Origin of the sequence: Pseudomonas sp. SDI, from assembly GCF_003105155.1 — a bacterium.
Classification (GTDB): Bacteria; Pseudomonadota; Gammaproteobacteria; order Pseudomonadales; family Pseudomonadaceae; genus Aquipseudomonas.
In genome coordinates this window covers 66189-77906 of the sequence record NZ_QETK01000002.1, presented here as the reverse complement: position 1 = coordinate 77906, position 11718 = coordinate 66189, and the positions used below count along the sequence as shown (strand labels likewise).

Genomic DNA, 11718 nt, shown 5'->3' with positions numbered 1-11718 from the left:
AATGGCAACCATCAAAGATGTAGCGGCGCTGGCGGGGATTTCCTATACCACGGTGTCGCATGTGCTGAACAAGACCCGCCCGGTCAGCGAACCGGTGCGGCTGAAAGTCGAAGCGGCAATCGCCGAGCTGGACTACGTGCCCAGCGCGGTAGCGCGTTCGCTCAAGGCACGCAGCACTGCGACCATCGGCCTGCTGGTACCGAACAGCGTCAACCCGTATTTCGCCGAGCTGGCGCGGGGCATCGAGGACAGCTGCGAGCGTAACGGCTACTGCGTGATCCTGTGCAACTCCGACGACAATCCGAAAAAGCAGCGCAGCTACCTGCGGGTGCTGCTGGAGAAACGCATCGACGGCCTGATCGTCGCCTCGGTCGGCGAAGACGGCGACCTGGCCGAGAGCCTGGCCATGGTACGTACGCCGATGGTCATCGTCGACCGTGCGCTGCCCGGCGTGGAGGCGGACCTGGTGTGTATCGACCACGAGCAGGGCGCCTATCTTGCGACCCGGCACTTGCTGGAGTTGGGGCACCGCGACATTGCCTGCATCAACGGCCCGGCCACCACTTGCGTGGCAAAGATGCGCCTGGCCGGTTTTCAGCGGGCGCTGAGCGAAGCTGGGGTAAGCCTGCCCGAGGGGCGTGTGGTCGACAGCGATTTCACCAGCCTGGGCGGTTATGGCGCGGCGGCGCAGTTGCTCGGCGATAACCGGCCGACGGCAATTTTCGCTGCCAACGACATGATCGGCATCGGCGTGCTGCGTGCCGCCGCCGAGCGTAATATCTGCGTGCCGGGCGAGCTGTCGGTGATCGGCTTCGACGATATCCAGATGAGCCAGTACGTGTACCCGGCGCTGACCACGGTCGGCCAGTCGATCCGCGAGCTGGGCGAGCGCGCCGCCGAACTGCTGCTGCGGCGTATTACCGAGCCGGTACGCAGTGGCACTGAGCAGCGCATCGTCGCGCCGAGCATTGTGTTGCGCGAGTCGACCGGGCCGCGCCCGGAGTTCTTCAATGATTACCGCTGAGACGGGGCAAGCATGCACGCGAACGTAGTGGTGGTGGGCAGTCTCAACATGGACCTGGTGACCCGCGCGCAGCGCCTGCCGCAGGCCGGCGAGACCCTGGCCGGCGAGTCGTTCTTCACCGTGCCGGGCGGCAAGGGCGCCAATCAGGCGGTGGCGGCGGCGCGGCTTGGCGCGCAGGTGGCAATGATTGGTTGTGTCGGCGCCGACGCCTATGGCCAGCAGTTGCGCCAGGCGTTGCTCGACGAAGGCATCGATTGCCAGGCGGTGGACAGTGCCTCTGGGGTTTCCAGCGGCGTGGCGCTGATTGTGGTCGACGCCAGCAGTCAGAACGCCATCGTCATCGTTGCCGGTGGTAACGGCCAGCTGACGCCTGCTTCGGTGCAACGTTTCGATGCCTTGCTGCAGCAGGCACAGGTGATCGTCTGCCAGTTGGAAGTGCCGACCGATACCGTCGCCTACACCCTGGCGCGCGGGCGTGCGCTGGGCAAAACCGTGATCCTCAACCCGGCACCCGCTACCGGGCCGCTGCCGGCCGAGTGGTATGCCGCCATCGACTACCTGATTCCCAATGAAAGCGAAGCGGCGGCCTTGACCGGCCTGCCGGTCAACGACCTGCAAACCGCCAAGGTGGCCGCCACCCGTTTGCTCGGGCTGGGCGTCGGCAAGGTGATTGTCACCCTCGGCGCGCAGGGTGCAGTGTTTGCCGCTGGCAAGGGTTTCGAGCATTTCCCGGCACCCGTGGTGCAGCCACTGGACACCACGGCAGCCGGCGACACCTTTGTCGGCGGCTTTGCTGCGGCGCTGGCTCGGGGCGAAGACCTGCGCGCGGCGATTGCCTTCGGTCAGCGCGCGGCGGCGATTTCGGTGACCCGTGAGGGCGCGCAGCCATCGATTCCGTATTTGCATGAAGTGCAGGCTGTGGTGACCCGATGAAGAAGACTCCGCTGCTCAATATCGCCCTGTCGCGGCTGATTGCCTCGCTCGGGCACGGCGACATCCTGCTGATCGGCGACGCCGGCTTGCCGGTGCCCAGTGGCGTCGAGCTGATCGATCTGGCGCTGACCCAGGGCGTCCCAGACTTTGCCTGCACCTTGCGCACGGTACTGGCCGAGATGCAGGTGGAGAGCCATGTGCTGGCCGAAGAAACCCTGCGGCATGCACCCGGCGGGCTGCCGCTGATCCAGCAACTGCACGCCAGTGGCGAGCTGGGCACGCGCAAGCTGATGAGCCATGAAGAATTCAAGCAGCTCAGCCGCTGGGCCAAAGCCATCGTCCGCACTGGCGAGTGCCAGCCTTACAGTAACATTGCCCTGGTTGCCGGGGTCACCTTCTAGCCAAGCTTCCTACCTGCACATGGAGTGCCCAATGTCTGTTCTTGCCGGAAAAGCCAAACGTTTGCTGCGAGGTGTACTGCTGATGTCTGCTCTGACTGCCGCCATGGCCCAGGCCGCCCCCCGTGAGCTGATCATTGACACGGACCCGGGTGCCGACGATGTCGTCGCGTTGTTGTTCGCCCTGGCCTCGCCGGAGGAACTGAAGATTCGCGCGATCACCACGGTGGCCGGCAACGTGCGCCTCGACAAGACCTCGCGCAACGCCCGTCTGGCGCGCGAGTGGGCCGGCCGCGAAGACGTGCCGGTGTATGCCGGTGCACCGAAGCCGCTGCTGCGTATGCCGATCTATGCGGCGAACATTCATGGCGAGGAGGGCTTGCCGGGCATCAAGGTGCACGAACCGAAGCAGGGCCTGGCCCAGGGCAACGCCGTGCAATACCTGATCGACACGCTGAGCAAGGCCGAACCGCACAGCATCACCCTGGCCATGCTCGGCCCGCAGACCAACTTGGCGCTGGCGCTGATCCAGGCCCCGGAGATCGTCAACGGCATCAAGGAAGTGGTGGTGATGGGCGGCGCGCACTTTAACGGCGGGAACATCACCCCGGTGGCCGAGTTCAACCTGTTCGCCGATCCGCAGGCCGCTGAGGTGGTACTCAACAGCGGGGTGAAACTCACCTACCTGCCGCTGGACGTCACCCACAAGGTGCTCACCAGCGAGGCGCGGCTCCGGCAGATTGCCGCGTTGAACAACCAGGCCAGCAGGCTGGTGGTGGATATTCTCAATGCCTACGTCCAGGCCGACATGAAGCACTACGGCTTGCCCGGCGGCCCCGTGCATGATGCCAGTGTGATTGCCTACCTGCTCAAGCCGCAGTTGTTCAGTGGCCGCGCGGTGTACATGGCGGTCGACAGCCGCGAAGGGCCGACCTTCGGTCAGACCATTACCGACTGGTACGGTACGCTGGAGAAGCCGGCGAATGTCACCTGGATCGAAAACGGCGATGCACAGGGCTTCTTCGACTTGCTCAGCAGCCGCCTGGCGCGCTTGAAGTAAGCCATTCAGGCTGGTGTCGAGTGCTCCTTGTAGCGCTCGAACACCTGCTCGACGAAGTTGCGCGCGGCGTCACTGCCGAGGTCCTTGACCAGTAGGTCGACGGCGATAAGGATCAGCTCTTCCGGGGTGCCGGGGCTGTAGGCGCTCTGGCCTTCGGGCCATTTCACCTTGATGTCGGCTTCGATGTGGTGGGTTGTCATGACGGTCTCGAGTCGTTTTCGCGGCAACTGCCAACTGCAAGTTAATCATGTCGGTAGAGCTTGGGCACTGCTACTTAGGCATAAGCGCAGGGGCGTGGCAAACTAACGGTGTTTTCCACCGCCAGGGCCGCGACGTGCGCATCGATCTGAACAACCCCGAACACTTTACCGTGGAACATGTGCGCCAGTTGCTGGCCAGCGCCGACGGCCGCGTGCACAACCAGTTGCGGGTCAATCGGGCCGGCGAGGCGTGGTTGTCGCAGGTGGTCGGTGGGCGCGACATCGATGGCTTGTTGTTTCGTCTGGAAACCTGGGCCGCCGGTTCCGGTTGCGTCGGCGAAGCGGCCGCCGCCGATGAGCGGTGGGTGCTGCAGGTGTTTAATGTGCTGAAAAACAATTGGCCGAAACCGAGCAGCGATTACATCGACCTCTACTAGCGACAGGGATAAACACCCTGTGAAGCCTGGCCTCTGGGGGCGCCGGCCTTGCCGACGATGAGGGTGGTAATGATCCGCTGCTGACAACGCCAGCGCCCAGGCAAACCCATATACAAGTAAATATCAGTGCTGCTATATCGTTAAAGTTAAACGATAAGGGGCCGATCTTGCATTCATGTAGGAAAGTTCCTAAAGAAAGCAAGGATGGTGCATGCGGCGTTGGGTTGTTTCTGTTTTGAGTTTATCCGTCGCCGTTGTTCAGGCTGCCGAGCCGGCTGCGCCGGGTCAGGAGGTGCTGCGTCAGCAACAGCAGCAACAGCACGACCTGCAGCAACTGCAACTGGAGCAGCGGCGCCGCCAGCTTGAGCGTGGTGCCTTCGGCGCGGCGCCGGCCACCCCGGCGATCCCCGCCAATGTCGCCGCCGACGAGCACTGCTGGCCGCTCAGCGGTACCCGTATCGGCGGTGTCAGCCTGATCGGCCGCGCCAAGCTCGACGAACGCATCACGCCGCTGCTGGCGCCCTGCATGGGCGTCGGCCAGATCAATCACCTGCTGGCGAGCATCACCGCGCTCTACGTCGAGGCCGGCTACGTCGCCAGCCGGCCGTACCTGAGCCGCGCGCCGGCAGCGGGGCAGTCGCTGGATATCCTGGTCGACGAAGGCTACCTCGAAGCCATCGAACTGGCCGACCAGAGCTTGCCACTGTCGCTGGCCGGAGCCTTCCCCGGCATGCTCGGCAAGCCGCTCAACCTGCGTGACCTGGAGCAGGGCCTGGACCAGTTGAACCGCCTGCGCTCGGTCGATTTGGGTGCCGACATCGCCCCCGGCAGTCAGCCCGGCGCCTCGCGGATCATCCTCCGCGCGCGCAGCGCCGGGCAGTCGCGCTGGGCGTTGGGCCTGGGCCTGGACAACCTCGGCAGCGCCGCCACCGGGCGCGACCGCGACACCCTCACGCTGAGCCTCGACAGCCCGCTGGAGCTCAATGACCTGCTGAGCGTGAGTGCCAGCGACACGCTCAACCAGAGTGGGCGCTTCAGCCGTAACGCCAGCCTCTATTACGCCATCCCTTACGGTTACTGGACCTACAGCCTGTTCGCCAGCCATGCCGAATACCGTGCGCCGTTCAAACTCAGCAGCGTCACCCTGCAGAGCACCGGCATCACCGATCAGCTCAGCGTGCGCGCCGACCGCGTGCTGTGGCGCGACCAGCGCCATCAGCTCAGTGCCAACCTGCAACTGGCGCACAAGGCAGTGCAAAGCGAACTGGGCGGCGCGCAGCTGGCGATTCAGAGCCCGACCCTGACCGTCGCCGAAGCCGGGCTGAGCCTGTTCTGGCTCGACCGCGCGGTGTGGAGCGCCGACCTCAACTATGCCCAGGGCCTGCGTTGGTTTGGCGCTGACGACGATGCGCAGCGGGTGGTCAGCAACCTGCCGAAAGCGCAGTTCCATAAATACCGCGCCAGCCTCAACCAATGGCGCAACGGCCAACTGGGCGACCAGGCCTGGCAATGGCAGAGCCAGCTCAACCTGCAATACAGCGCCGACCCGCTGCCCGCGATCGAGCAACTGCTCGGCACCGACGATTCCGCCGTGCGCGGCTATCGCCTCAACAGTGCTTCCGGTGCCAGTGGCGCCGTCTGGCGCAACACCTTGCGCCTGCCCGTGCGCAGCGACGTGCCCGTGCAGATCACTCCGCGCCTGGGCCTCGACCATGGCTGGGTCAAGGCCGACCACGGGGTGCCGGGCCAGCGCCTGAGCGCTGCCAGCGTCGGCCTGAACCTGAGTTGGAAGGCCGTGCACGTGGACCTCGATTACCAACGCAGCCTGCATACCCCGGAACACTTTGCCCGGGAGCCGGAAGTCTGGTTGCTGCGGCTGGGGGTGCAGCTATGAAACAGCCAATAAAAACGTCCGGCTTGACCGGCGCATCGCGTGATTGCCGTAGCCAACATGGAGCGTTTCTTATGCCAATGAACAGCCGTTTCACGTTCAACCTGTGCCCAAGTGGCAAGCTGCGCTGGGCGATTGCCAGCCTGTTGCTGGCCGCGCACCTGCCCAATGCCCTGGCTGGCGGCGTAGTGGTCGCGCCCGGCCCCGGCGGTACCGCGCAACTGCAAACCCAGGGCGGGGTGCCGATTGTCAATATCGTCGCGCCGAATGGCGCTGGCCTGTCGCATAACCAGTTCCTCGACTACAACGTCGACCGTCAGGGCCTGGTGCTCAACAACGCCTTGCAGGCCGGCCAGTCGCAACTGGCCGGGCAGTTGGCGGCCAACCCGCAGTTCCAGGGGCAGGCAGCCAGCGTGATTCTCAACGAAGTGGTCAGTCGTAACGCCTCGGCCATCAATGGTGCCCAGGAGGTCTTCGGGCGCGCCGCCGACTATGTGCTGGCCAACCCCAACGGTATTTCAGTGAACGGCGGCAGCTTCATCAATACGCCGAACGCCAGCCTGGTAGTCGGTCGCCCGGAGCTGAACGACGGTAAGTTGCAAGCCCTGAGCAGCCGGGAGGCGAGCGGTACGTTGCAGGTTCAGGCAGGCGGCCTGCGCAATGGCGAAGGTTCCGTCAACCTGATCGCGCCGCGCATCGATGCCCAGGGCGGCCTTGTCGCGCGCGATCAGTTGAACATCACGGCGGGCCGCAATCAGGTGAACTCCGCCAGCGGCCAGGTCACTGCGGTGGACCCGGCCAGTCACAGCAATGAGCAGCGGATCGACGCCAGCCTGTTCGGCGCGATGCAGGCCGGGCGCATCAACATCGTCAGTACGGCCGAGGGCGCGGGGGTAAGGGTTGGCGCCGGGCCGATTGCCGGGCACGACGGCGTGCGGATCGACTCGGCTGGCGACCTGAGCGTCAGCGCCCAGGCCACCCCGAACAGTCTCGACCTGAGCCGGGCCGGCATTCGCAGCAGCCAGGGCGATGTCAGCCTGCGCAGTGGCCGGGACCTGAACCTGGCCGCTACCGACGTCGCCGCCCGCGACGTGCGCCTGGAAGCCAAGCGCAACCTGACCCTGGGCAGCGTGGAAAGCCGCAAGCTGCAGGAGCAGCGCGACAGCTGGTACAACAGCACCATCGGCATCACCTGGGAAACCTACGAACGGACCCGCAGCGACAGCCAGACCCGCCAGCACGGCACCCAAGTGCTCGCCAGCCGCGATGCGCAGCTAACGTCTGGCAATCACAGCGAGCTGCGCGCGGCCAAGCTGGATGCCGGCAACACGCTGAGCGTGCACAGCGGCGGCGATCTGCGCCTGACCGCAGCCAGCGAGGTTGAAGTACACAGCGACCAAGGCAAGCATCGCAAGCATTTATGGAATGCCGACTGGGACAATCGCAGCGAGGAGCAGCGCAGTGTCAATACGCAGCTCAAGGGCCGCGACATCGACCTGCGCAGCGCCGCTTCGCTGCACAGCGAAGGCGCGCAGTTGACCAGCGACAACGACATCCAGGTGGCGAGCAAGCAGTTGGAGATCACCCGTGCGGTCAACACCCGCAACAGCAGCAACCACGCCAGCGACAGCACGTTCTTCGGCGTCGTCAAGCACGAATCCCGGCAGCGCGCCAAGGACAGCAGCACGGTGCGCAGCGAGCTGAGCTCGGACAGCAAGCTCACCCTGAAAAGCGCTGGAGACTTTACCGTAACTGGCGCCACGCTCAACGCCGGTGGTGCCCTGGTCATCGATGCGGGCGGCGAGGTGAACGTCTCGGCGGCGCAGGATCAGCGCGAGCGCAGCAGCTCCAGCGCCAACCGTGGCTTCGAGCTTTACGCCAAGGAAAACGCCGTCGGCGCCGGTCAGTACCGCGCTGGCCTGAATTATCGGAATCAGCAGAAGCACGAAACCGAGACTACGGTCAGCCAGCAAGGCGCGAGCCTGAGCGGGGCCAGTGTGCAGGTGCGTGCTGCCGGCGACCTGACCCTGAAGGGCGCGCAGGTCGAATCCAGCGCAGGCGACACCCGCCTCAGCGGCAAGAACCTGGCCCTGCTGGCCGAGCACGACAGTCATAGCAACAGCGTGGAGCAGTCCCATACGGGCGCTGGCCTGTACCTGGCCGGTGGGCTGGACCGGGCGGGCGCGGGCATCGACTTCGCTCATGGCAGTTCGCAGGATGCCAACAGCAAGACCACGGCGATCACCACTGGCGTTACCAGCAGCGGCAACCTGAACATCAAGGCTGGTGCGCTCAGCAGCGAGGGGGCTCAGGTTCGGGCCGGTAACGCCCTGGCGCTGAATGCGGAAACGCTCGACAACCACGCGGCAAGCAATACCACGAGCACCAACCACCGCGAGAGCAACTGGTCGGCCGACCTCGGCGTCAATGCCGAGTACAAGGACATTGCCCGGCCAGTGGTGGCTGCCGTCAAGGAGGTGCTGGATGGCAAGGTGCCAAACAAGGATGCGCTGGGCAACCTCGGTCAGCCTAACCTCGGCGTCGACCTGGCGGTGGGGCATGCCAGCGCTGGCCATGATGAGCAGGGCAGCAATGCGCTGGTCAGTCAGTTCCAGGGCGGCACTGTCGAGGTCGAGGTTGGTGGCACCTTGCGCGACCAGGGTACCCAGTACAACGCCAATGCTGGCAAGGTAACTATCAGCGCCGGGCAGTTGCAGGCCGATGCCGCTAGCAACCGCAGCAGTCGCAGCGAACAGGCGGTGGATGCCAAGGTTGATGTGCGGGTTTACACCAAGACCGGTGAAGACCTCAACGTAGCCGGCAGTGGCGCCGGCGGCAGCAGTTACTCCAGCAAGGACAGCAGTACGGCGGTGGTCGGTGGATATGCCGGCAGCCAGGGGGTGAAGGTCGAGGTGCGCGGCGCTGCGCGCTTCGAAGGTAGCCGTTTCGATGGCGGCCAGGGCGGGGTGGTGGTCGAGACCGGCGGCGAGCTGGTCCTGAATCAGGCCGATGATCGCCAGCACAGCGACAGCGCAAGCCTGCGTGGCAGTGCCTCGCTGAGCGTCGGCACTTTGCCGGGAGTTAACGGCAGCAATGTCGATGTGGGCGCCGGGTTGCAGCTGGACCACGCCAGCAAGCAGGTTGCCGATCGCCAGGCGCGGGTCGCCGAGGTGCTTGCCGCTGGCCCTGTGCAACTGAGCAGTGCTGGGGCGCAGGTGCAGCAGGGCAGCAAGGTCGGCAGTGCCAGTGCTGTCGAATTGCGGGCAGGTGGCGCGCTCGATTTGCAGGCGGCCACGAGCAGCCACAGTGCCAACGGCGGCAACCTCGGTGGTGGGTTGAACGTGGGGGGTAGCAAGGTCAGCGGTGAGACGAGCCTCGACAAGAGCGGCAAGCTGTCAGGCAACTTCAGCGTGGGGCGGATCAGCGAAGACACGCAAACGCTGTCGGCTGGCCAGCTCGACAGCCAGGGGCGGGTGGCCCTGGGCGGTGAGTCGGTGCACTTGCAGGGTGCTCAGGTGGCAGCGGTCGGCGTGAGTGTCGATGCCGGCAAGGGCGGTATCCGGCAGACGTCTGCGCAGTCCAGTGAGCAGCGCGGCAACTGGAGCGTCGGCCTGAACGCGGGTGGCAACCTGAGCAGCACTGCGCCGACTTCGGCCGAGAAGAGGCCTGGCAGCGATTATGCTTTCAATGCCGGCGCAACGGTTGGCGTGGATTATCTGCAGGGTACTCGCCAGCAGCACAGCGAGGTCAAGGCCGGGCAGGTGCAAGTGAACAACGCCGGTGAGCTGCTGGTGGAGCGACGCAAGGATGCGCAGGATCAGTTCAAGCTCGATGTGGACCTGGGTCTGACCGGCAAGCGCCTCGCGCCTGACGAGAAGCGCCCGGTGGCGGGCACTGACTACACGCCAACATTGACCGCCCAAGCGGAGTACGCGCACGCCGAGCACGTGCAGGCGGGGGCCGGCCTCAATGGCGCGGGCGCCACCGAGGCGACCAGCCTGGACTATGGCGTAAAGGCCGGGCTGCAGCTGCCGCACAAGGCCGACGACAAGGCGCCACAGGTGTCGTTGGAGGACGGTCAGCTGAAGGTTGGGCCGGTCACCCTCAGCGCTCATTTCGACAGCAAGAAAGGCTGAAGCGGGCCTGAGGTTGTCAGGGGCGAACGCGCTCGCCCCTACATCCGGTGACAATTGCGGGGGTTTTTATCGGCCCGGGCCTCGGGCAGACTAGGCCGCTTTTGCAACAAATTGCGTTAGAGGCTGTCGCATGAGGCAGCATTTCAGTATTTGGAGGAGGATTCATGTTCCGCACGCGTGCATCATTGGTGAGCCTGCTGGCTGTCGCTGTTCTGGCCGGTTGCAGCACTGGCGGCAGCCCGTCGAAGGCCCCGGAGGCAGTTGCTGCCAATAACGATGGCCGTTGCGAGGCCAGCGGCGCGGCGTTCGCGGTCGGCAAGCCGGCTTCGGCCGAACTGCTGGAGCAGGCGCGCAAGGCGAGCGGGGCACAGATCGCCCGCATCCTTAAACCGCACGATGTCATGACCCTGGAATACCGCTCCGAGCGGCTGAACCTGAATGCCGATGAGCAGGGCGTGGTTAGCCGGGTCAACTGCGGTTAAAAACAACGCGGGACGAGCCCGCTCCCACAGTGAGTGGTTGTAGTGCTTTTCTGTGGGTGGGGCTCGTCCCGCGAGCTGGCTTGAAAATCAGGCACAAAAAAACCCGTCACTAGGACGGGTTTTTTTATTCGTCAGATCTTACTCTGGACGAACTTGTGCAGCCTGCATGCCCTTCTGGCCTTTCTCGGCAACGAAGGAAACGGTCTGGCCTTCTTTCAGGCTCTTGAAGCCGTCGGACTCGATGGCCTTGAAGTGTACGAACAGGTCGTCGCCGCCACCTTGTGGAGTGATGAAGCCGAAGCCTTTTTCATCGTTGAACCATTTGACGGTGCCGGTTTGGCGATTGGACATGGGTGTATCTCCAGGAAACATGATTTTTTCGGTAGTGCGGTGTCGCCGAGGCCAACAAGGTGCACTCGGACATCATAGTCTAATTCTGCGCCCTGGGTAGGTTTTACCTTGGCTGAATGCTGATCTGGGGCAAATTAGCTGGTTTTTTGTCTATTTTTTCGGCGCACAGGCCGCGGTAACTGCGTCCTGCGCCCGTTTCATCAGCTTGGCATCGACCCCGGTCTTGCTATCCAGTTGCTCGATTTCGGCCGTGCTGAAGTTTTTTTCGATGGCATTTGCACCGCATTTGCAGTGCTGGTCGGCCACCGTGGCGCTTACGCCTTGCTGACTGGCCACTTGGACACATTGATCCATGTACGCACCTTTCTTGCCGGCAGGCCATGGGCCGGCATTGGCCCCCAGCGGCAGCAGCAGGGCAGCGGCGGCCGCCAGGGTCAGAAGAGACTGAAGTCGCATAACCAAACACTCCTTGGGTTGTCGGTTCTCATCAAGCGTAGGACGCTTCAGTAAATCTGAGCGGAAAAAAAACGCAGGAGTTCACGGCTTCGGGCTCATTCATCACTAATTTGCTGCGGCCGTGTGTCTGCGGCACCGTTTGTCCGAATGCTTTGTGCTAGCATGCTGCGCTCTGGGGCACTCGGGCTATTTAACCGCTCGCCCTCATTTATTTATCCAGTCACTCTGGTTCGTTCCCTGGCAGGCCTTTGGGCTTCTGCCACTGTGAGGCAGGCTTTCCGCAAGGAAAGACAGGGGCGAATCGCGTACTGGCTCATCCCAACCCACGTGACCTTTGGTAGGGGTCACCA

The 11718-nt window shown here is 64.2% G+C and carries 11 protein-coding genes; 8 read left to right on the top strand and 3 right to left on the bottom strand.

Annotated elements, in window-relative coordinates; all coding sequences use genetic code 11:
• Position 1: 1 nt before the first annotated feature.
• The 4 genes from DCO48_RS01820 to DCO48_RS01805 are packed head-to-tail and all read left to right on the top strand — an operon-like array spanning position 2 to position 3415.
• Positions 2-1024: a LacI family DNA-binding transcriptional regulator gene (locus DCO48_RS01820; RefSeq protein ID WP_116548918.1), complete on the top strand. Its 1023-nt coding sequence runs from the start codon at positions 2-4 to the stop codon at positions 1022-1024.
• A gap of 12 nt (positions 1025-1036) precedes the next feature.
• Entirely contained in the window at positions 1037-1957 is a 921-nt protein-coding gene (gene rbsK, locus DCO48_RS01815) for a ribokinase (RefSeq protein ID WP_116548917.1), read from the top strand.
• Positions 1954-2358 (top strand): D-ribose pyranase, encoded by a 405-nt coding sequence (gene rbsD / locus DCO48_RS01810; protein WP_116548916.1) that lies wholly within the window; start codon positions 1954-1956, stop codon positions 2356-2358. The genes rbsK and rbsD overlap by 4 nt, the downstream gene beginning before the upstream one ends.
• A 31-nt stretch (positions 2359-2389) precedes the next feature.
• Entirely contained in the window at positions 2390-3415 is a 1026-nt protein-coding gene (locus DCO48_RS01805) for a nucleoside hydrolase (RefSeq protein ID WP_116548915.1), read from the top strand.
• Positions 3416-3420: 5 nt separating this feature from the next.
• Here the strand turns inward: DCO48_RS01805 and DCO48_RS01800 are convergent, their stop codons facing one another.
• Positions 3421-3615 (bottom strand): hypothetical protein, encoded by a 195-nt coding sequence (locus DCO48_RS01800; protein WP_116548914.1) that lies wholly within the window; start codon positions 3613-3615, stop codon positions 3421-3423.
• A 134-nt stretch (positions 3616-3749) separates the two neighbouring features.
• Here DCO48_RS01800 and DCO48_RS01795 point away from each other — a divergent pair, with 134 nt between their 5' ends.
• From DCO48_RS01795 to DCO48_RS01780, 4 genes are all read left to right on the top strand, one after another.
• Positions 3750-4052, top strand: a complete 303-nt coding sequence (locus DCO48_RS01795; protein ID WP_116548913.1) for a hypothetical protein — start codon at positions 3750-3752, stop codon at positions 4050-4052.
• Positions 4053-4263: 211 nt separating this feature from the next.
• Entirely contained in the window at positions 4264-5946 is a 1683-nt protein-coding gene (locus DCO48_RS01790; RefSeq protein ID WP_116548912.1) for a ShlB/FhaC/HecB family hemolysin secretion/activation protein, read from the top strand.
• Between the two features lie 71 nt (positions 5947-6017).
• A complete protein-coding gene (locus DCO48_RS01785; RefSeq protein WP_116548911.1) occupies positions 6018-10079 on the top strand; it encodes a hemagglutinin repeat-containing protein in 4062 nt (1353 codons plus the stop codon).
• Between the two features lie 164 nt (positions 10080-10243).
• Positions 10244-10561: an I78 family peptidase inhibitor gene (locus DCO48_RS01780; protein WP_116548910.1), complete on the top strand. Its 318-nt coding sequence runs from the start codon at positions 10244-10246 to the stop codon at positions 10559-10561.
• Between the two features lie 138 nt (positions 10562-10699).
• Here the strand turns inward: DCO48_RS01780 and DCO48_RS01775 are convergent, their stop codons facing one another.
• Together DCO48_RS01775 and DCO48_RS01770 are read right to left on the bottom strand one after the other, a co-directional pair.
• Positions 10700-10912, bottom strand: coding sequence for a cold-shock protein (locus DCO48_RS01775; protein WP_003179963.1), 213 nt, complete (start codon positions 10910-10912; stop codon positions 10700-10702).
• Positions 10913-11062: 150 nt separating this feature from the next.
• Entirely contained in the window at positions 11063-11368 is a 306-nt protein-coding gene (locus DCO48_RS01770; protein WP_116548909.1) for a hypothetical protein, read from the bottom strand.
• Positions 11369-11718 lie beyond the last annotated feature (350 nt).

Coding starts and splice junctions, on each gene's coding strand:
- DCO48_RS01820 (WP_116548918.1), top strand. CDS start 2: ATGGCAACCATCAAAGATGTAGCGGCGCTGGCGGGGATTTCCTATACC.
- rbsK (WP_116548917.1), top strand. CDS start 1,037: ATGCACGCGAACGTAGTGGTGGTGGGCAGTCTCAACATGGACCTGGTG.
- rbsD (WP_116548916.1), top strand. CDS start 1,954: ATGAAGAAGACTCCGCTGCTCAATATCGCCCTGTCGCGGCTGATTGCC.
- DCO48_RS01805 (WP_116548915.1), top strand. CDS start 2,390: ATGTCTGTTCTTGCCGGAAAAGCCAAACGTTTGCTGCGAGGTGTACTG.
- DCO48_RS01800 (WP_116548914.1), bottom strand. CDS start 3,615: ATGACAACCCACCACATCGAAGCCGACATCAAGGTGAAATGGCCCGAA.
- DCO48_RS01790 (WP_116548912.1), top strand. CDS start 4,264: ATGCGGCGTTGGGTTGTTTCTGTTTTGAGTTTATCCGTCGCCGTTGTT.
- DCO48_RS01785 (WP_116548911.1), top strand. CDS start 6,018: ATGCCAATGAACAGCCGTTTCACGTTCAACCTGTGCCCAAGTGGCAAG.
- DCO48_RS01780 (WP_116548910.1), top strand. CDS start 10,244: ATGTTCCGCACGCGTGCATCATTGGTGAGCCTGCTGGCTGTCGCTGTT.
- DCO48_RS01775 (WP_003179963.1), bottom strand. CDS start 10,912: ATGTCCAATCGCCAAACCGGCACCGTCAAATGGTTCAACGATGAAAAA.
- DCO48_RS01770 (WP_116548909.1), bottom strand. CDS start 11,368: ATGCGACTTCAGTCTCTTCTGACCCTGGCGGCCGCCGCTGCCCTGCTG.